Below are 19463 nucleotides of genomic sequence, written 5' to 3'. Positions count from 1 at the left end.
CCGTAAATCGGGCCAGCTTGAAGCGCGCCTGACGCGCAGGCAGACACCCGCGGATTGTTAAGCATATTCAGAAAAACTATTGCCGCATCAGATACGCTGCGCCTATAATGCTGCCTAGTCAACTATTGCATCCGCACCGTTATTTCAATGAGCGACGCCCCGAAATCCACGGCGATCGGCGATTACGTATTGGCCGAAAGCGTCGGCTATCTGATCGGCCGGGTACGCTCGACCATGTGGAACATGGTCACGCAACACACGTCGTCCGAGCTGGGCATCACGGGCACGCAGGCCAGCATCGTATTCATGCTGGCCGTTGGCAAGTGCTGGACGGCTGCCGATATCGCCCGCGAATACGGCATCGACGCGAGCGCGGTCACGCGCCTGATCGACCGGCTGGAAAAGCGCGGACTGCTCTCGCGCGTGCGCAGCGAGGAAGACCGGCGCGTCGTGCGCCTCGAGCTCACCGACGACGGCCAGGCGACTGCCGAAAGGATTCCCGCCATTTTCGCGCGCGTGCTCGATCACCTGCTGACGGGCTTCACGCCCGAGGAAGTGGGCTTCCTGAAAAGTATGATGAGACGGATTCTCGCGAACTCATGCGACCCGTCGGTGGCGTCGCTGGTTAGCGCCAACGATAAGCCGGGTACGTGATTGCGACGTCAAGCAAATTGCCGGCCCAAAGCCTACAAAATCATTGCAACGTCCACTTTTAATTCTCATCTCGAGAGACGAGATATGAAATACCTCTCCCTGTCCGTGCAACGCTCGCCGAGCCGTGCGAAAAGCGCCGTGGCCGCGGTCATCGCGGTTTTCGCGATGGCGGGCTGCGCGAACTATTCGGGCATTTCGAGCGACAAGCAGATCACGTCGCCGGACAATTTCGAGGCTACGCAAAGCGTGCCCGCGCAAGGCGGCCAATGGCCGACGCTCGACTGGGCGAAGCAGTTCGGCGACCCGCAACTGCCGCAACTGATCGACGAAGCGCTCGCGGACAGTCCGAGCATCGCGCAGGCGCAGGCGCGCATCGCGAAGGCGTCGTCGTATATCGAAAGCTCGCGCTCGGCGCTTTATCCCAAGGTCACCGGTTCGTATTCGTGGACGCGCGAGTTGTACTCCGCCAACGCCCTCTTCCCGCCGCCCTACGGCGGCACCTGGTACAGCGAGAACAACGCGCTCGTGAGTGCGTCGTGGGAGCTCGATCTCTGGGGCAAGAACCGTTCGCGCCTGAACATGGCGGTATCGCAGCAAAAGGCTGCCGAGGCCGATATGCAGCAGGCGCGCGTAACGCTCGCGGCATCGGTGGCGCGCACCTATAACCAGCTCGCGCTGCTCTACGCGCTGCGCGATGTCGCCGCGCGCGAGATCGCGAACCGGCAGGACGTGGGACGCATCACGGACGGGCGCGTCACTGCCGGCCTCGACACCAACGTCGAGCGCCAGACGGCGGCAGGCAACGTTGCGACGAGCCAGACGAACCTGTCGGAGCTCGACGGCCAGATCGAAACCGTCCGCTATCAGCTCGCGGCGCTGCTCGGCAAAGGCCCGGACCGCGGCATGCAGATCGGCAAACCCGTGATCGATCCGAAGGTCAACGTCACGCTGCCCGACAATGTTCCCGCCGACCTCGTCGCGCGCCGCCCGGATATCGTCGCCGCGCGCTGGCAGGTCGAGGCCGCGACGCACAACATCAAGGAAGCAAAGGCCGAGTTCTTCCCGGACATCAACCTCGCCGCGGCCTTCGGCTTCGACGCGTTCGGCTGGAGCCGCTTCCTGCAGGCGAGCAGCCGGCAGATGCAGATCGGGCCGGCGGTGCATCTGCCGATCTTCGATGCCGGCGCGTTGCGCGCGCAGTTGAAGGGCCGTTACGCCGATTTCGAGGGCGATGTCGCGAACTACAACCAGACGCTCATCAGCGCGCTGAGTGACGTCGCGACCAACATTTCGGCGATCCGCTCGCTCGACAAGCAGACGGCCGACGCCCAGCGCGCACTCACGGCGGCGACAAGCGCCTACCAGCTCGCAGTGATTCGCTACAAGGCCGGCCTCTCGCCGCAGTTGCAGGTGCTCAACGCCGACGAAAACCGTCTCGCCAACGAGCAGACCGTGACGAATCTGCGTCTCAAGCGCACCGATCTGCAGATCGCGCTGATCAAATCGCTGGGCGGTGGCTTCGACGCAACGAACGCGAATCTCGCGATCGACGGCAGCGGACAAAGCCAGGCGTCGAATCCGACGCCGTCGCAGTGAGCCCCACACAAGAACACGCATCAAGACCAATACGGAATATTCGGAGTCTTTCATGAGCGACCCTCAACAAACCGCAGCCGCCGCGCCCGCGCCGAAGCAGAGCAACGGTAAACGCCGCCGGCTGATGACGCTGATCGTGCTCGTCATCATCATCGCCGCCGTCGCGTACGGGCTGTACTACTTCCTCGTCGCGCGCTTTCACGAATCCACCGACGACGCCTACGTGAATGGCAACGTCGTGCAGATCACGCCGCAGGTCGTCGGCACGGTGATTTCCGTGAACGCGGACGACACGCAGACGGTGAAGATCGGTGATCCGCTCGTCGTGCTCGATCCGGCCGATTCGAAGGTCGCGCTCGACTCCGCCGAGGCAAATCTCGCGCAGGCCGTGCGCCAGGTCCGCACGTTCTTCGTCAACAACAACCAGTACGAAGCGCAGATCGCGCTGCGCCGCTCGGACTTGTCGCGCGCGCAGGACGATCTGAAGCGCCGCATGCAGGTCGCGCAGACGGGCGCTGTGTCGCAGGAAGAAATCTCGCATGCGCGCGACGCTGTGCGCAGCGCGCAGGCCGCGCTCGACGCCGCCGAGCAGGAGCTCGCCTCGAACCGCTCGCTCACCGCCAACACGACGATCGCCGATCATCCGAACGTGCTCGCCGCCGCCGCGAAAGTGCGTGACTCGTACATCAACTATGCGCGCAACACGCTGCCGGCGCCGGTGACGGGCTATGTCGCGAAGCGCTCGGTGCAGGTCGGCCAGCGCGTGTCGCCGGGCAATCCGCTGATGGCGATCGTGCCGCTCAACGCCGTGTGGGTCGACGCGAACTTCAAGGAAGTGCAGTTGAAGCACATGCGCATCGGGCAGCCGGTCGAGCTCACGGCCGACCTCTACGGCTCGGGCGTCGTGTTCCACGGCAAGGTGATCGGCTTCTCGGCCGGCACGGGCTCCGCGTTCTCGCTCTTGCCCGCGCAGAACGCGACGGGCAACTGGATCAAGGTCGTGCAGCGCCTGCCGGTGCGGATCGAGCTCGATCCGAAGGAACTGGAGCAGCATCCGCTGCGCATCGGGCTTTCGATGAACGTCGACGTGACGATCAAAAACGAGCAAGGCGGCCAGCTCGGCAACGCGCAGAACACGGTCTACCAGACCAACGTGTTCGACAACTACGGTGCGCAGGCCGATCAGGAAATCGCGCGCATCATTCAGCAGAACGCGGGCGCGGGTACGGCGGCGCAAGGCACGTCGTCGTCGGCTGCCGCGCGCGGCAAGACGGCGAAGTCCGCATCGGCCGCCAAGCTGATGTAAGCGGATTCGCCCATGTCAGCGCAAAACGTCGTTCATCCGCCGCTTTCGGGCGGCAAACTCGTCATCGGGACGATCGCCGTGTCGCTCGCGGTGTTCATGAACGTGCTCGACACGTCGATCGCGAACGTCTCGATTCCGTCGATCTCGGGCGATCTCGGCGTGTCGTCCGATCAGGGCACGTGGGTCATCACGTCGTTCGCGGTGGCCAACGCGATCTCGGTGCCGCTCACCGGCTGGCTCACGCAGCGCGTCGGTCAGGTGAGGCTGTTTCTCGGCTCGATCATCCTGTTCGTGATCGCGTCGTGGCTCTGCGGTCTCGCGCCGACGCTGCCCTTCCTGCTCGCCGCGCGCGTGTTTCAGGGCGCGGTCGCCGGCCCGATGATTCCGCTGTCGCAGACGCTGCTGCTCGCGAGCTACCCGCGCGAAAAAGCGCCGATGGCGTTATCGATGTGGTCGATGACCACGCTGATCGCGCCCGTCGCCGGTCCGGTTTTGGGCGGCTGGATCTCCGACAACATTTCGTGGCCGTGGATCTTCTACGTGAACATCCCGGTGGGCTTCGCGGCGGCGATCGCCACGTTCGCGATTTTCCGCGACCGCGACTCGGCGATCCGCAAGGCGCCGATCGACACCGTCGGTCTCGGGCTGCTGGTGATCTGGGTCGGTTCGCTGCAGATCATGCTCGACAAGGGCAAGGACCTCGACTGGTTCAACTCGACGACGATCGTCGTGCTCGCGCTGATCGCGGTGATCTCGTTCGCGTTCTTCATCGTGTGGGAGCTGACGGCGGAGCATCCGGTCGTCGATCTATCGCTCTTCGAGCTGCGCAATTTCACGGGCGGGACGATCGCGCTGTCGATCGGCTACGGGCTGTACTTCGGCAATCTCGTGCTGCTGCCGCTGTGGCTGCAGACCGATATCGGCTATACGGCGACGAACGCCGGTCTCGTGATGGCGCCAGTCGGCCTCTTCGCGATCCTGCTTTCGCCGATCACCGGCAAGTTCCTGCCGCGCACCGATCCGCGCTATATCGCGACGGCCGCGTTCCTAGTGTTCGCGCTGTGCTTCTGGATGCGCTCGCGCTATACGACTGGCGTCGATACATGGGCGCTCACGGTGCCGACGCTGATTCAGGGCATCGGCATGGCGGGCTTCTTCATTCCGCTCGTGTCGATCACGCTGTCGGGCTTGCCGGGGCATCGCATTCCTGCGGCGTCGGGGCTGTCGAACTTCGTGCGGATCATGTGCGGCGGCATCGGCACGTCGATTTTCTCGACGGCTTGGGAGCATCGTTCGATCGTGCATCACGCGCAATTGATCGAAGGCGCGAATGCGTACAACCCTGTGTTTGCGAATTCGATGCAGCAGATGGGCGCGCTCGGCTTTTCGCAGGAGCAGGCTCGAGGCTTCTTCAACAGCATGGCCACGCAGCAGGCCGCGCAGCTCGGCGTGAACGATATGTTCTATATCTCGGCGGGGATTTTCGTCGCGCTGATCGCGCTGATCTGGATCACGCGGCCCGAGCGTTCAGGCGGCGATTCAGCGGCGGCGGCATCGGCGGCGCATTGATCTCTGCCGCTCGATGATGACGAAGGCCCGGATTTCAGTCCGGGCCTTTCTCATTGGGCTGTGACAATCAGGCGTTCCGGCGCGAGCACACCCTCGCCTGCTTTCGCGACGCCCAGCAACCGGCCGCCTTCCTGCGCATAAACGCGCACGCGACCGTCTTCGAGACGCGTTTTCACGACATCCGCGAGCCGCAAACGCTGGCCGTGCAGAAAGCGTTGGGTCGCTTCGTCGTTTAGCTCTACGGCAGGAAATGTCGACAGAAGCGCGTCGACCGGTTGCAGACGCGCGTCGCGTTCGCTGTCGCTCAGGCTCGCCAGTTCGTCGAGCGTGACCGCGTGCTCGAGCGTCAAGGCGCCGACGCCCGTACGGCGCAGCGCAGTCAAATGCGCGCCGCATCCGAGCGCTTCGCCGATATCTTCCGCAAGCGTGCGCACATACGTGCCCTTGCTGCACGTCACGCGAAACGTCACGAGCGGCAACGCGCACGCGATCAACTGCAAGGCGTGAATCGTCACCGGCCGCCCTTCGCGTTCCACCGTCTGTCCGGCGCGCGCGTACTCGTAGAGCGGCTTGCCGTCGCGTTTCAGGGCGGAGTACATCGGCGGGATTTGAACGATATTGCCGAGAAACTTCGTCATCGCATCGGCAACCGCGGCTTCATCGCACGTCACGTCGCGCGTGTCGAGCGCCTCGCCTTCGGCATCGCCGGTCGTCGTGCGGATGCCGAGTCGCATCGTCGCTTCATACGTCTTGTCGGCCTCGAGCAAATCTTGCGAGAACTTGGTCGCCTCGCCGAAACACAACGGCAAAAGGCCCGTCGCGAGCGGATCGAGCGTGCCGGTGTGGCCCGCCTTCTTCGCCAGATAGAGCCGCTTCGCCTTGATCAAGGCATCGTTGCTCGACCAGCCCAGCGGCTTGTCGAGCAGCAACACGCCATCGAGCGCGCGACGTGGAATCTTCGGACCGCCTTTCACTTATGCGCCTTCTTCGTCATCTTTGGCGCGCGTCGCATTGGCTTCGTCGATCAGGCGCGACATTTCGACGGCCTTCTCGATCGTCTGGTCGTAGTGGAAATGCAGCGTCGGGACCGTGTGAATGTGCAGCCGCTTGAACAGCAGATTGTGCAGATGACCCGCCGCGTGATTCAACCCTTCCTGCGTCTGCTTCGGATCGCCCGTGAGCGTCGTGAAGTAGACCTTCGCGTGCGCATAGTCGGGCGTGAGCTCGACGCTCTGAATCGTCACGAGCCCGATGCGCGGGTCCTTCACCTCGCGCATCAGCTCCGAGAGATCGCGCTGGATCTGATCCGCAATCTGCACGTTGCGATTCGGGGATGTCTTTCTTTTTGCCATGATGTCGTTCCGTTTTCTTAGCCGCCGCCGCTTCAAATGAAAAGGGCGGAGCAAGCCGCCAGGCTCACCCCGCCCCTTTATCAGCGGCTAGCGCATTACAGCGTGCGCGCCACTTCCGTCACTTCGAAGACTTCGAACTGATCGCCTTCGACGATGTCGCTGAAGTTCTTGATCGACATACCGCACTCGAAGCCCTGACGCACTTCCTTGACGTCGTCCTTGAAGCGCTTGAGCGAATCGAGTTCGCCGGTATGGATCACGACGTTGTTGCGGATCACGCGCACCGACGAGGAGCGCTTGACGAAACCGTCCGTGACCATACAACCCGCGATCAGGCCGACCTTCGGCACGCGGATCACCTGGCGCACCTCGACCATGCCCGTCACCGTCTCGCGCTTCTCCGGCGCCAGCATGCCGGACATCGCCGCCTTCACCTCATCCACTGCGTCATAGATGATGTTGTAGTAGCGGATGTCGATGCCGTTCGACTCGGCCACCTTGCGCGCCTGAGCATCCGCACGCGTGTTGAAGCCGATGATGACCGCCTTCGACGCCGTCGCCAGATTGACGTCCGATTCGCTGATCGCGCCGACCGCGCTGTGCACGATCTGCACGCGCACTTCGTTCGTCGAGAGCTTTTGCAGCGACTGAACCAGCGCTTCCTGCGAGCCCTGCACGTCCGCCTTGACGATGAGCGGCAGGTTCTGCACTTCGCCTTCGCCCATCTGCTCGAGCATGTTTTCGAGCTTCGCGGCCTGCTGCTTCGCGAGCTTGACGTCGCGGAACTTGCCCTGACGGAACAGCGCGATTTCGCGCGCCTTGCGCTCGTCCGGGAGCACGATGACTTCCTCGCCCGCGGCCGGCACTTCCGACAGACCCTGGATTTCCACCGGGATCGACGGACCTGCCGACTTGGTCGACTTGCCGGTTTCGTCCAGCATGGCGCGCACGCGGCCATAAGCGCTGCCCGCCAGCACGACATCGCCGCGGTTCAGCGTGCCCGACTGCACCAGAATGGTCGCGACCGGGCCCTTGCCCTTGTCGAGCTTGGCTTCGATGACGAGACCCTTCGCAGCCGCTTCGACCGGCGCGGTCAGTTCCATCACTTCGGCCTGCAGCGACACGTTTTCCAGCAGATCGTCGATGCCCTTGCCGGTTTTCGCCGACACTTCGAGGAACGGCGAATCGCCGCCGTACTCTTCCGGCACCACGCCTTCCGCGACGAGTTCCTGCTTCACGCGGTCGGGATTGGCGTCCGGCTTGTCGATCTTGTTGATCGCGACGACGATCGGCACGCCGCCCGCCTTCGCGTGAGCGATCGCTTCCTTCGTCTGCGGCATCACGCCGTCATCGGCTGCAACGACCAGAATGACGATGTCGGTTGCCTTCGCACCGCGCGCACGCATCGCCGTAAAGGCTTCGTGACCCGGCGTGTCGAGGAAGGTGATGACGCCACGCGGCGTTTCGACGTGGTAAGCGCCGATATGCTGCGTGATGCCGCCCGCTTCGCCCGCCGCCACTTTCGCGCGACGAATGTAGTCGAGCAGCGAGGTCTTGCCGTGGTCGACGTGACCCATCACCGTAACGACCGGCGGACGCGGCAGCTTCTCGGCCGTGTCTTCCGTCGCTTCGCCTTCGATCAACAACGCTTCCGGATCGTCCAGCTTCGCCGCGACCGCGCGATGGCCCAGTTCTTCGACGACGATCATCGCCGTTTCCTGGTCCAGCACCTGATTGATCGTGACCATCTGGCCGAGCTTCATCATCACCTTGATGACTTCCGAAGCCTTCACCGACATCTTGTGCGCGAGGTCCGCCACCGAAATGGTTTCCGGCACGTGGATTTCGCGGATGATCGGCTCGGTCGGCGCCTGGAACGACGTCTGTTCCTGATGCTTGCCGCGTCCCTTCGGACCGCCGCGCCAGCCGCGATCGACGCCGCCGCTCGAGTCGCCGCGCGTCTTGATGCCGCGGCGCTTCGATGCGTCGTCCTGCGACCAGCCGCCCTTGCCGCCAGCCTTTTTCTTGTCGCCTGCGCCTGCGGGTGCAGTCGTCGACGGCGCGGCTGTGCCGCCAGCTGCCGGCTTCTTCGCGGCAGCGGGACGTGCAGCCTGCGCGCCTTCCGGCTTCGCGGGCTTGTGCAGCGTACCCTTCGCTTCGGCGGCCTTCGCCGCTTCCGCCGGCTTCGCGGCGGGTGCCGGTTCCGGCGCCTTCACCTGCGCCTTGCGCGGCGTGTTCATCATTTCGCGGATCGCGCGCGCTTCGGCTTCGGCCGCTGCACGGCGCTTCGCGATGGCTTCCTGTTCCAGACGCGCCTTCTCGGCCGCGGCCTTCGCGACTTCTTCCGCCTTCTTGGCGGCTTCGCGCTGCGCGGCACGCTCGCTCGCGGCCTTTTCTTCCGCGGCCTTCTCGGCGGCCAGGCGTTGCGCTTCCTCGGCTTGCTTGTCCGCTTGCTTGTCAGCCTGCTTGTCCACCGGCTTCGCTTCCGCCGCCGGCTGGGCGCGTGTCTCCTGACGCGCGGCCTGCGCCGCACGCGAGATTTCCGCTGCCTGAGCCGCGGCCGCTGCACGGCGCGCCGCCTCTTCTTCCTGCTTGCGACGCTCGGCTTCCGCCGCTTCCTCGCGGGCGCGGCGCTCGGCTTCCTCGAGCTCGAGCTTCGCCTGACGCTCCTTCAGCTCGCGCTCTTCACGCTCGAGCTGCTCGGCAGCGTGGCGCGCTTCTTCCTCGCGGCGCTGGAGTTCGGCCTCGTCGACTTCCGGCTCTTCGACATGATTCGACGCGGCCGCTTCGGGCTGCTCGACGCCGGTTTCGTCACGCTTCACGAAAACACGCTTTTTGCGCACCTCGACCTGAATGGTGCGAGCTTTACCCGTTGCGTCGGATTGTTTGATTTCCGACGTATGCCGGCGGGTCAAAGTGATCTTGCGCTTGTCGGCGTCGGAGGAACCGTGCGACTTGCGCAAATGATCGAGCAGACGCGCCTTGTCCGTCTCGGACAGGTCGTCGTTCGCGCTCGCTTTCTGGACGCCAGCCGCCTGCAACTGCTCGAGCAGGACGCCCGCAGGCATTTTGAGTTCCGCGGCAAATTGGGCTACGTTGTTACTCGCCATTCATTCCTCTTGATGCAAGGACATACCCTTGCGGTTAGATCGGGGTCACGCGGCCAGACAGGCCGCCAAATTTCAGTGCGCCATGGTCATTTCTCACTGGAACCAGTGTTCACGTGCTTTCATGATCAACGCCTTAGCGGCATCCTCTTCCATACCGGTCATTTCGACCAGTTCATCTACAGCCAGCTCCGCGAGGTCATCGCGGGTCTGAATCTGGTGCTCTGCGAGCTTGGCCAGCAGCTCGCTGTCCATGCCGTCGAGACTCTTCAAATCGAGCGCGACGCCTTCGACCTTCTCTTCGTTGGCGATGGCCATCGTGAGCAGCGCGTCACGCGAGCGATTGCGCAGCTCGTGCACGGTGTCTTCGTCGAAGGCTTCGATTTCGAGCATTTCGTTGAGCGGCACGTAGGCGATTTCTTCGAGGCTCGTGAAGCCTTCGTCGATCAGGATGTCGGCGACTTCCTCGTCCACGTCCAGACGCGCCATGAACAGCTCGCGCAACTTGCCACGCTCTTCGTTCTGTTTCAACGCCGATTCGTCCGGCGTCATGATATTGATTTGCCAGCCCGTGAGCTCGCTGGCGAGCCTGACGTTCTGGCCGGCGCGGCCGATGGCGACCGCGAGTTCGTTCTCGTCCACGACGACGTCCATCGCGTGCTTTTCTTCATCGACGACGATCGACTGGACGGCTGCCGGCGCGAGGGCGCCGATCACGAACTGCGCGGGATCTTCCGACCATAGCACGATGTCGACGTTCTCGCCACCGAGCTCGTTGCGCACGGCCTGCACGCGCGAACCGCGGATGCCGACGCAAGTGCCGATCGGGTCGATGCGCTTGTCGTAGGCGATCACCCCGATTTTCGCACGCACGCCGGGATCGCGCGCGGCTGCCTTGATCTCCAGCAGGCCTTGTTCGATTTCCGGCACTTCGAGCTCGAACAGCTTCATCAGGAATTCGGGCGCGGTGCGCGACAGCTCGATCTGCGGGCCGCGCGCGGTGCGGTCGACCTTCGCGATGTACGCGCGCACGCGGTCGCCCACGCGCAGGTTTTCCTTCGGAATCAGCTGGTCGCGGCGCAGCAGCGCTTCCACGCGCCCCGATTCGACGATGAAGTTGCCCTTGTCGAGGCGCTTCACCGAGCCGGTCATGATCTTTTCGCCGCGCTCGAGGAAGTCGTTCAGGATCTGCTCGCGCTCGGCGTCACGCACCTTCTGCAGGATGACCTGCTTGGCCGCCTGCGCGCCGATACGGCCGAATTCAATCGACGGAATCGGCTCTTCGATGTACTCGTCGATCTCCACGTCCGGCTTTTGCTCTTTCGCTTCGAACAGCAGGATTTCCTGATCGGGTTCCTGCAGGCCGGCCTCGTCCGGCACCACGCGCCAGCGGCGGAAGGTTTCATGCTCGCCGCTCTCACGGTCGATCGCGACGCGGATATCCACGTCTTCCTCGAAGAGCTTCTTCGTGGCGGAAGCAAGCGCAGCTTCCAGGGCTGCGTACACGACGTCCTTGTTGACGTTCTTTTCGCGTGCCAGCGCATCCGCCAGCATCAGTACTTCGCGACTCATTGTTTGCGGCTCCTAAAGTCAACCTTGGGGACGAGACGTGCCTTGTCGAGGTCCGCGAGCGTGAAATCCAGCATGGCGGCGCCGTCCTTCCCTTCAAATTCCAATCCGATCTTGTCGCCTTCGGGGGCGTGCAGGATGCCGCGGAACGATTTGCGTCCGTCCAGCGGCTTTTTCAATGTAATGGCCACTTCGCTTCCCGCGAAGCGCTCGAAATCCGCGAGCTTCTTGAGCGGACGGTCGAGCCCCGGCGACGAAACCTCGAGCCGGTCGTAGTCGATGTTCTCGACTTCGAGCAAGTATTGGAGCTGACGCGTGACCTTCTCGCAGTCTTCGATGGCGATACCGGCCGGCTGGTCGATATACACACGCAGCATGCCGCCTCCCGAACGCTCGAGATCGACAAGCTCGTAGCCCAGGCCCGAGACCGTGGTTTCTATCAATTCCGTCAGTTGCACAGTAACTCCAAGGTGTTCGCGCGCTCCACGCCGAAACACCTGCGGGCGAGCGCCTTCATGCGGGCGCGCACCCCTGCTCCCGAGATGCCGAACCGAAAAGCCAAAAAAAAATGGGCGCAACGCCCATCTTCTTCAACCGAGGTCGCACCCGGGCAGCGAAAAAACTACGTACCCAGCGACTTCATGATTTTAGCCATTTTTCAGGATAAACGCAAACGTAAAGCGCGCTTTCGGCCCTGTTGAGGCCCGTTTCGCGCCGATTCCGCTTCCGTGATCCTGAAAACTGAAGCGCAGCATTTCGCGCCGTCAAACCGCAACTGAAGCACCGCACATCGCCCGAATCCGCTGTACGGCGCCTACTTTGCACTTCTTTATGATTTGCGCGCTCAGCGGCCGCGCGAGCGATTGCGCGCGCCGCGGCCGGCGCCGCCGGCCTTGCCTTGTCCTGCGCCTTGCTGCGCACCACCGCCTTGCCGATTGCCGCGCTGCGCGTTGCCGCCACTCGCGCGCTTGCCCGCGCCGCCCATGCCCTGCGGTGCGCCTTGCGGGCGTGCGCCGCGCGGACCCGGACGGGCGCCAGTCGCACGATTCCCATTCGGCTCATTGCCGATGCGGTTGCCGTTCGGTTCACGGCCGCCGCGACGGCCCATGCCGCCGGCATTGCCCGCGCCCGCGTTACCGCCGAAACCGCCCATGCCGCCAAGCCCAAAGCCGCCGGAAGTAGCACCGCCCGGCTGACCGCGCCGACCGCCGCGTCCCGGCGTCTGCTGCTGCGTCATGCGCGAATGCGAACTCAGCACCGGCTCACGCGTGATGAAGCCCATCGACGTCTGCATCGGATCGGGTTGCACGCGCGGCGCAGAGCTGCGTCCGCCCTTCTCGGCCGTCGGCACCTTCAGCCCGACCGACGCCAACAGGCTGCGCACCTGATTATCCTCGAGCTCTTCCCAGCGGCCGCGCTTCAGCCCGCGCGGCAGTGCGATCGGACCGTGGCGCGTACGGATCAGGCGGCTCACCATGAGGCCCGCCGCTTCGAACATGCGGCGCACTTCGCGATTGCGGCCTTCCGCCAGCGCGACGTGATACCAGTGATTCGTGCCCTCGCCGCCGCCGTCCTGAATACGCAGGAAATTCGCGGGGCCGTCGTCGAGCTCGACGCCCTTCAGCAGCTTCTGCTTCATCGCTTCCGACAACTGGCCGACCACGCGCACCGCGTACTCACGCTCGACGCTGTAGCGCGGATGCATGAAGCGGTTCGCCAGATCGCCGGACGTCGTGAGCAGCAGCAGGCCTTCAGTGTTGAAGTCGAGACGACCGACCGCGAGCCACTTGGCCGTTTTCATCGACGGCAGCTTGTCGAACACGGAAGGACGGCCTTCCGGGTCGGCGTGGCTGACGATCTCGCCCGTCGGCTTGTGATACAGCAGGATGCGCGGCGGCTTGCTCGCGAGCTTGCGCTTGAGCGGCTTGCCGTTGATGCGCACCTGATCGGTCGGCATGATGCGCTGGCCGATGTGCGCGGGCTCGCCATTCACCGACACGCGGCCGGCGATGATCAGTTCTTCCATGTCGCGGCGCGAGCCCATGCCCGCATCGGCGAGCACCTTGTGCAGCTTCGGCGCGTCTTCGTCCGGTTCCAGCACGCGCTTTTGCTGAGGCGCGTTGCGGCCGCGACGCAGCATCGGTGCGCGCACGCCCGAACCGTTGTCGGCGTCGAAGGCCGGCGAGGTCACGTAGGCGAACACGTCGTCGACGGCGGCAGCGGCCGCGCTCTCGACCGTCGCGGGTCCCGCGTCGTTGCGCTGCTTGCCGCGCTTTTGCTGCGGCGGGCTCTTACGCTGACCGCCCTCGCGCGGTGCGGACGCGGGTGCCTGCGCAACCGCTTCGCCGGCGATATCCGCGCTGACTTCGGCGGCTTCGGCGCGCGCATTCTTGCGGCCACGCGGATTCGCCCCTTCGCTCTTGCGCGGCTTGCCGTTCGGATCCTTGCGCGGCGTACGCACCTGCGCGGCGACGACGCCATCGGGCGGCGTCTCGTTTACTGCGCCCGGCGTCTCCGGCGCGCCCTCGGCGCCCTTGGTCTTCGCGACAGCGCGCCGCCGTGCGATCAGGCTGCGCGGCCCGCGGCGCAGTCCGCGACGCGGACGGTCATCGCCCTCGCCGCCCTCCTCGGTGCGGTCGGTACGCGTGCGTTCGCCGGCGTCGGCCGACTCAGGTGCGTCCGCGGCGTGCACGGGGCGCGCGGATTCAGGCGAATCGCTGTCGTGGGAGTGTGTCAAAACAACCTCAAATGTCGAATCGCGCGCCCGTCGCGGGCGCGTCTAAAAATCCGCTGATTGCACCGGCTCGTCGTCTCGAAATGATCTTTATGGAGAGCCGGATTGCAAAATCAGGGGCCATGCAAACTGAATCAGGCGCGGCGCGCCTTCGGTTCTTCGGAGTCGTCGTCCAGTTCGTCGTCGTTCGATGGACTCGTGTCTTCTTGCTCTTCACGCGGCATTGGCAGGGGCGCGGCGAACGCTTCATGCCCTTCGCGAGCCTCGTGAGCTTCATGCGCATCTTGCGCGACGCCCGACGGCTGCGCGTGAATCCCGGCCGGCAATGCGGCGCGCTCATCCTGCGCATCCGCATGTTCCGTTCCGAGTCTTTCCTGCTGTTCTTCTGTCTCTTCTTGCCCGATGGCAACACTCGCCGCGCGCTCATCGCTGCCGGACGCTCCGGCTTCGATCGATGCTGCCGCTTCAACCGCGTTGACCGGCGCGGCGGCATCGCGTTCCCCGTCGACCAACGCTTCTTGCGGCTGGCTTGCCGGCTGCGCGTCGCCCGCTACGCTGTCGGGAAATTCGATCGAATGCTGCGCGAGCAGCGATGCTTCCAGTTGCGCCGACGGATTGTCCAGCGCGGGCAGCTCGTCGAGCGCGGTCAGGCCGAGGTCGTCGAGAAACTGCTTGGTCGTCGCGTAGAGCGCCGGGCGGCCCGGCACGTCGCGATGACCGATCACCTCGATCCAGCCACGGTCTTCCAGTTGCTTCACGACCTGCGTGTTCACCGTCACGCCGCGGATCTCTTCGATATCGCCTCGCGTCACCGGCTGCCGATACGCAATGATCGCGAGCGTTTCGAGCACGGCCCGCGAATACTTGGGCGGCTTCTCCGGGTGCAGCCGGTCGAGATAGGTCCGCATCGCGGGCTTGCTCTGAAAGCGCCAGCCCGAAGCGAGCGCCACCAGTTCCACGCCGCGGCCCGACCAGTCGGCCTTGAGCGCTTCGAGCAGCACGCGAACGGTATCCGCCGAAATGTCGTCGGCGAACAGCTTGCGCAATTCATTCAGCCTCAGCGGTTCCTGCGCGCAAATCAAAGCAGTCTCGAGGACGATCTTCGCCTCTTGGGTATTCATGCAGCTTGAGTCAACCCTGTATGGTCAATGATTCAATTCAAATCGAGCTTGCGCAGGACCGAACGCTACCAAAATGGTGCGAACGATAAAGCTGGACGCGGAGTTTCAAGACGCGCTCGCCCGATTGTAATCGGTCATATTGATTGGGAGCACGCACCGGGGAGAGGCGGTATCGGGCGATCGGTGAGCGAACGCCGGGCCATCCCAGCCGGACGAGGTGGCGCTTTCATAGGCGAAAGCGCGTGACTGAGCGCCATATTACGCAAAAACAACCGGTGCGTAAAGGTGATCGATTCATCCGCGCCCGGCTCACTCGACGCCCTTCCTGCTACTCAGACGATACCGCGGGTCGCCAGGAAGCGCTGCAGACGCTCGACGCCCACATCCAGCCGCGCGGGATCGCACGCATAGCACCAGCGCACGAAGCCTTCACCCTCCGGACCGAACGCGCTGCCCGGCGCGAGCCCGAGGCCGGCTTCGCGCACGAGCGATTTGCACAGCTCGAGACTGTTTTGCGCGCCCGGCAGCGCAAAAAACAGATACATCGCGCCGTCGGGCGTGCGCACGTCGACGCCCTCGATCGACTGCAAGGCTTTCACCAGATGATCGCGGCTCGCGCGCAGATCGGCGACGAGCGCCTGCGTGAAGCGCTCGCCCTCTTCGACCGCGACGACGCCCGCCTGCTGCACGAACGACGGCGCGCACGAAGTGTTGTATTCGACGAGCTTGCCAAGATCGTCCATCAGTTGCGTCGGCGCGACGAGCCAGCCGAGCCGCCAGCCGGTCATCAGCCACGCCTTCGAGAACGAATTCACCGCGATCACGCGCTCGTCACGCCCGGCAAGATCGAGAAACGACGGCGCCGCCTGGCCGGGCGCGCCATCGTCGTAATAAAGGCGCTCGTAGACTTCATCCGCGACGATCCAGATGCCGTGACGCCGACAATGCTCCAGCACGATGCGCTGCTGCTCGCGCGTCATCGTCCAGCCGGTCGGGTTGTTCGGCGAGTTGATCATCAGCATGCGCGTGCCCGGCGTGAGCGCGGCAAGCAGGCGCTCGAGATCGAGTGTCCAGCCGCCCGGGCCATAGATCAGCGCGACCGTGTCGACGCTCGCGCCCAGAATCTTCGGGATCTCGACGAGGTTCGGCCAGAGCGGCGTCACCGCGACGACGCGGTCTCCCGCGCCGACGACGAGTTGCGCCGCCAGCATCAGCGCGTTCACGCCGGCGCTGGTCACGGCGATGTGCTCGCGCGTCGTCGCGCCGTGCAGCGCGCTCACGTAGCGACTGAGCGATTCGCGCAGCGGCGCAATGCCGAGGTTGTGCGTGTAGAAGGTGGCGCCGTCGGCGAGTGCGCGGCTCGCGGCATCGCGGATGAACGGCGGCGTCACGCGATCCGATTCCCCGAACCAGAACGGCAGCACGTCGGCGACGCCGAAGCCCGCGTTCGCCACCTCGCGGATCTGCGACGGCCGCAACGCACGCACGGCGTCACGCGCATTGGGCGCGCCGAATCCATGCGCGCCCGCAAGTTGATGCAGTTCGCTGACCACCGCTCCTTCCGATTCACTCATCGCCCGCCCCGTCGACTTGTCTTAAAAAAAGAAGTCTAACGCGCGTGGCGTCTTTTCGAGACGCGAAACCGCCTCATCCGAGGTCTTCCGCACGCCTCGGCAGCGATGCGATCAGGGACCACACCGATTCCGCCGCGGGCGACAGCGAGCGATCTCGCCGCCGCACGAGTTCGACGGTGCGCTCCGAGCGCGGCTCGATCGGCAGAGCGACGAGCGACGAGTCCGCCGGAAGCGGCAGCGCGAGCCACGGCAACACGCTCACGCCGACGCCCGCCTCGACGAGCCCGAACACCGTCGCCGAATGTCCGAGTTCCTGAACCACCTGGGCTTCGACGCCGTGCTTCTGCATGACGGCGTCGATGATCGGCCGGCTGCCCGACGCATGATCGAGCATCACGAGGCGCTCGCCGGCGAGCGCTTCCCACGGCACGGCGGACTTGCGCCCGAGCGGATGATCGCGCCGCGCGACGAGGCAGAAGGAATCGGTCATCACCGGCTCGCCGTGCAATTCATCCGACGAAAACGGACCGATCACCACACCGAAATCGACTTCGCCGGATTTCACCTTGCGCAAGACGTCCGACTGCACGTCGTCGCGCAGGCTCAGGGTAATCAGCGGGAACTGCTGCAGACAGGACGCGATGACGCGCGGCATCAGCCGGCACGCGACGGTCGGGCATGCCGCAACGATCACGCGCCCGCGCCGCTGCTGGCTGAGATCGCGCACTTCGCGCAGCGCTTCGTCGAGGGCGGCCAGAAGGCGCGATACGGTGCCGACGAGATTCGCGCCCACGTCGGTCAGTTGGACCTCACGGGTCGTCCGGTCGATCAGTTTGAGACCGATTTCTCCTTCGAGCTCGCGCACGCAACGGCTGACCGCCGACTGCGTGAGACCGATCTCGTCGCCCGCGCGGCTGAAACTGCGCAGCCTCGATACTTCGATGAAGACGCGCAATTGTCGCAACGTCACGTTAAAGGGCGCATTCATTCCGATATCTCATCAACGACTTTGTTTGATGAACATTGTAACGAGCATTGATCGGACTTGACGCGCGAACGTACGTTTCGCTGCAGTGCAGCAGATTGCGCAAACGCACGTCAGATGGGCCTATTGCACTTGATTGGTGATTGTCCCGATTTCTTAATCAGTCTGTTTCGGGTCTGATACGGGCCATGCTGGCATCGCGTCAGCCTACTGCCATGCGGGTTTCCCGGATTTCGCGACATGCATGGCACGGTTCTCGCATTTCCTTGCGCACAGAAGTCGGAGTCAACGCGGTTACATCGAACATCGTCCGCCGCTACCGCTCCGACCTTCCCTGGTATTCGTTCAACGGATTCCGACCAGAGTGCGCGGCGCGGGGCAGCGCACCGGGGTTAGCTTCGCTGAGGTGAGATATGGTGCTGTTCGACGATTTGAGAGATAACGAGTGGGCGCTAGTTGAGGCATTGTTCTGTGCCGAACCGGCGCGTAGCGAACGGCGCGGGCGTCCGCGCGTCGAGGCGCGAGCCGTGGTCAATGCGGTCTTGTGGGTATTGTCGACGGGCGAAGGCTGGTCGAAGCTGCCCGGGCGATATCCGTCGCCACCGACCTGCCGCCGCCGCTTCGATGAATGGCAGGCGGATGGCACGCTGGCCGAGATCGTGAAGCGCCTTTCCGGCAACGGCCGGGAGGTGTCGCTGCGCGGTCGGATCGGATCGAGCGCTGCGAAGCCGCCGGCGCCGCCGAGCCGCGACCGCTTGCGTGGCGCGTTCTGGACCAATCCGGAATCGTGGCGCGCGCCGGCCAAGATGGCCTGAGCGAGTTCGCTTGCACCGAAACCGGCGATCGCCGGTTTCGTTCGGCATTTCACCTCTCGCGCGAGTTGCAGCCTGCGCGATCCTCGCCCCCTTCCGAATTCGATGGCCCTGATTTCGCCTAACACGGCGAAGCGCGGCACGTCCCGGACGAAACAACTCTTTACTATTCCTTACAGCGCTTCTGCGGATCGAAGCTTAGCGTGGTGTTGATCGAACAAGCCTCACGAAGGCTTCGAGGATTTCGCCATGAAGGCATCGACACTGCTCGTCAATGGCGCCTTTGTCGCGCTCACGAGCACCGCGGCGATGAGCCAGGCCCAGCCGCCGCCTCCGGCATCCGATTTCCATGTGAGTACGAAGGCGTCGATGGCCGCATCGCAGAATGTCGGCCGCAATCGTGATGCGGCGCCGCCTGCTCCGCGCGGTGATCTGCGCGGCGACATCGCGAGCAACGTGCGCGCACGTCCGGATTCGGAGCGCGACGCGCGTTCCCGGCATCATTGAGCGCGCTGGCACGATTGCGCACATTGCGCGGAACCACTCCGGCGCACGTCAGTCACACCCTATGCCATGAGCACAGCATGGCAACAGTGAGATCCGGTCTGCCCGTGTCCTTCGCGATACGGGCTTTTTTTTGATTTCCACCTATGTAGGCCGTCTGTCGGCATCTTTCGTCCGACGACGATGCTCCCTCGACTTGAACGTCGACCATCAACCGGGAACCGGCAGTGTCAGACTCGCGCCTCCAGAACCGCTTCCTGACCGCCGAAGGTATAGCGCTCAGCGCGGCGCAAGTCCCAGTCGGTGGAGCGCTCGTCGCGGGAAAGCCGCGAGAATTCCTGCTTGCCGCGTTCGGTGACCACCGCGATATCGACCGGTGCATGGAATCCGGGCGCGGGCGCCACGGTGCGCTGCCGGGCGAGCTCGAGCAGTCCGAGCGCGCGCAAGAGATCGAAGACATTGGGGCGTTTCGCCCAGGGAACCTGACGATACTGCGCTCGGCGAAGTGCTTCGAGTACAACTTCGTTGGAATACGTGGTCATCTCGTTCTTTCTTCCTGTGCAGCCATGACGACGCTCGT

At 64.3% G+C, this 19463-nt stretch carries 16 protein-coding genes; 6 read left to right on the top strand and 10 right to left on the bottom strand.

Annotated features, from left to right (window positions below):
• The first annotated feature begins 147 nt into the window (after nt 1–147).
• From AWB74_RS31925 to AWB74_RS31910, 4 genes are all read left to right on the top strand, one after another.
• Nucleotides 148–654 carry a MarR family winged helix-turn-helix transcriptional regulator gene (locus AWB74_RS31925; RefSeq protein WP_061150608.1) on the top strand — a complete coding sequence of 169 codons (507 nt, stop codon included), beginning with the start codon at nt 148–150 and terminating at the stop codon, nt 652–654.
• An 84-nt stretch (nt 655–738) separates the two neighbouring features.
• On the top strand, nt 739–2250 hold the full coding sequence (locus AWB74_RS31920) for an efflux transporter outer membrane subunit (RefSeq protein ID WP_061150607.1): 1512 nt from the start codon (nt 739–741) through the stop codon (nt 2248–2250).
• A 52-nt stretch (nt 2251–2302) separates the two neighbouring features.
• A complete protein-coding gene (locus AWB74_RS31915; RefSeq protein ID WP_061150606.1) occupies nt 2303–3556 on the top strand; it encodes an EmrA/EmrK family multidrug efflux transporter periplasmic adaptor subunit in 1254 nt (417 codons plus the stop codon).
• A 12-nt stretch (nt 3557–3568) separates the two neighbouring features.
• Nucleotides 3569–5125 (top strand): DHA2 family efflux MFS transporter permease subunit, encoded by a 1557-nt coding sequence (locus tag AWB74_RS31910; RefSeq protein ID WP_061150605.1) that lies wholly within the window; start codon nt 3569–3571, stop codon nt 5123–5125.
• 50 nt (nt 5126–5175) lie between these two features.
• Here the strand turns inward: AWB74_RS31910 and truB are convergent, their stop codons facing one another.
• The 9 genes from truB to AWB74_RS31865 form a co-directional block, all read right to left on the bottom strand.
• Nucleotides 5176–6099, bottom strand: a complete 924-nt coding sequence (gene truB, locus AWB74_RS31905) for a tRNA pseudouridine(55) synthase TruB (RefSeq protein ID WP_061150604.1) — start codon at nt 6097–6099, stop codon at nt 5176–5178.
• Complete coding sequence (rbfA, locus tag AWB74_RS31900; protein ID WP_061150603.1) at nt 6100–6477, bottom strand: 30S ribosome-binding factor RbfA; 378 nt, start codon at nt 6475–6477, stop codon at nt 6100–6102. It abuts the gene before it with no gap.
• Between the two features lie 95 nt (nt 6478–6572).
• On the bottom strand, nt 6573–9587 hold the full coding sequence (gene infB, locus AWB74_RS31895) for a translation initiation factor IF-2 (protein ID WP_061150602.1): 3015 nt from the start codon (nt 9585–9587) through the stop codon (nt 6573–6575).
• A 93-nt stretch (nt 9588–9680) separates the two neighbouring features.
• Entirely contained in the window at nt 9681–11156 is a 1476-nt protein-coding gene (gene nusA, locus AWB74_RS31890) for a transcription termination factor NusA (RefSeq protein WP_061150601.1), read from the bottom strand.
• A complete protein-coding gene (gene rimP / locus AWB74_RS31885; protein ID WP_061150600.1) occupies nt 11153–11611 on the bottom strand; it encodes a ribosome maturation factor RimP in 459 nt (152 codons plus the stop codon). The genes nusA and rimP overlap by 4 nt, the downstream gene beginning before the upstream one ends.
• 386 nt (nt 11612–11997) lie before the next feature.
• Nucleotides 11998–13890: a 23S rRNA pseudouridine(2605) synthase RluB gene (rluB, locus tag AWB74_RS31880; RefSeq protein WP_061150599.1), complete on the bottom strand. Its 1893-nt coding sequence runs from the start codon at nt 13888–13890 to the stop codon at nt 11998–12000.
• A 131-nt stretch (nt 13891–14021) separates the two neighbouring features.
• The gene (scpB, locus tag AWB74_RS31875; protein WP_061150598.1) at nt 14022–15008 is read right to left on the bottom strand and encodes an SMC-Scp complex subunit ScpB; all 987 of its coding nucleotides are present in this window, start codon (nt 15006–15008) and stop codon (nt 14022–14024) included.
• A gap of 332 nt (nt 15009–15340) precedes the next feature.
• A complete protein-coding gene (locus AWB74_RS31870) occupies nt 15341–16582 on the bottom strand; it encodes a pyridoxal phosphate-dependent aminotransferase (protein ID WP_096032039.1) in 1242 nt (413 codons plus the stop codon).
• 73 nt (nt 16583–16655) lie between these two features.
• Nucleotides 16656–17570: a LysR family transcriptional regulator gene (locus tag AWB74_RS31865; RefSeq protein ID WP_061150597.1), complete on the bottom strand. Its 915-nt coding sequence runs from the start codon at nt 17568–17570 to the stop codon at nt 16656–16658.
• Nucleotides 17571–17980: 410 nt separating this feature from the next.
• Between AWB74_RS31865 and AWB74_RS31860 the strand changes: the two genes are divergently transcribed.
• Together AWB74_RS31860 and AWB74_RS31855 are read left to right on the top strand one after the other, a co-directional pair.
• Nucleotides 17981–18382 (top strand): transposase, encoded by a 402-nt coding sequence (locus AWB74_RS31860; protein WP_061125459.1) that lies wholly within the window; start codon nt 17981–17983, stop codon nt 18380–18382.
• A 246-nt stretch (nt 18383–18628) separates the two neighbouring features.
• Nucleotides 18629–18886: a hypothetical protein gene (locus AWB74_RS31855; protein WP_061150596.1), complete on the top strand. Its 258-nt coding sequence runs from the start codon at nt 18629–18631 to the stop codon at nt 18884–18886.
• Nucleotides 18887–19113: 227 nt separating this feature from the next.
• Here the strand turns inward: AWB74_RS31855 and AWB74_RS31850 are convergent, their stop codons facing one another.
• On the bottom strand, nt 19114–19425 hold the full coding sequence (locus AWB74_RS31850; RefSeq protein WP_061125461.1) for a hypothetical protein: 312 nt from the start codon (nt 19423–19425) through the stop codon (nt 19114–19116).
• Nucleotides 19426–19463 lie beyond the last annotated feature (38 nt).

It is taken from the genome of Caballeronia arvi, from assembly GCF_001544695.2.
Taxonomy (GTDB): domain Bacteria; phylum Pseudomonadota; class Gammaproteobacteria; order Burkholderiales; family Burkholderiaceae; genus Caballeronia; species Caballeronia arvi.
The sequence above is the reverse complement of the archived record's forward strand: the minus strand, read 5'-3'. Positions and strand labels throughout refer to the sequence as shown.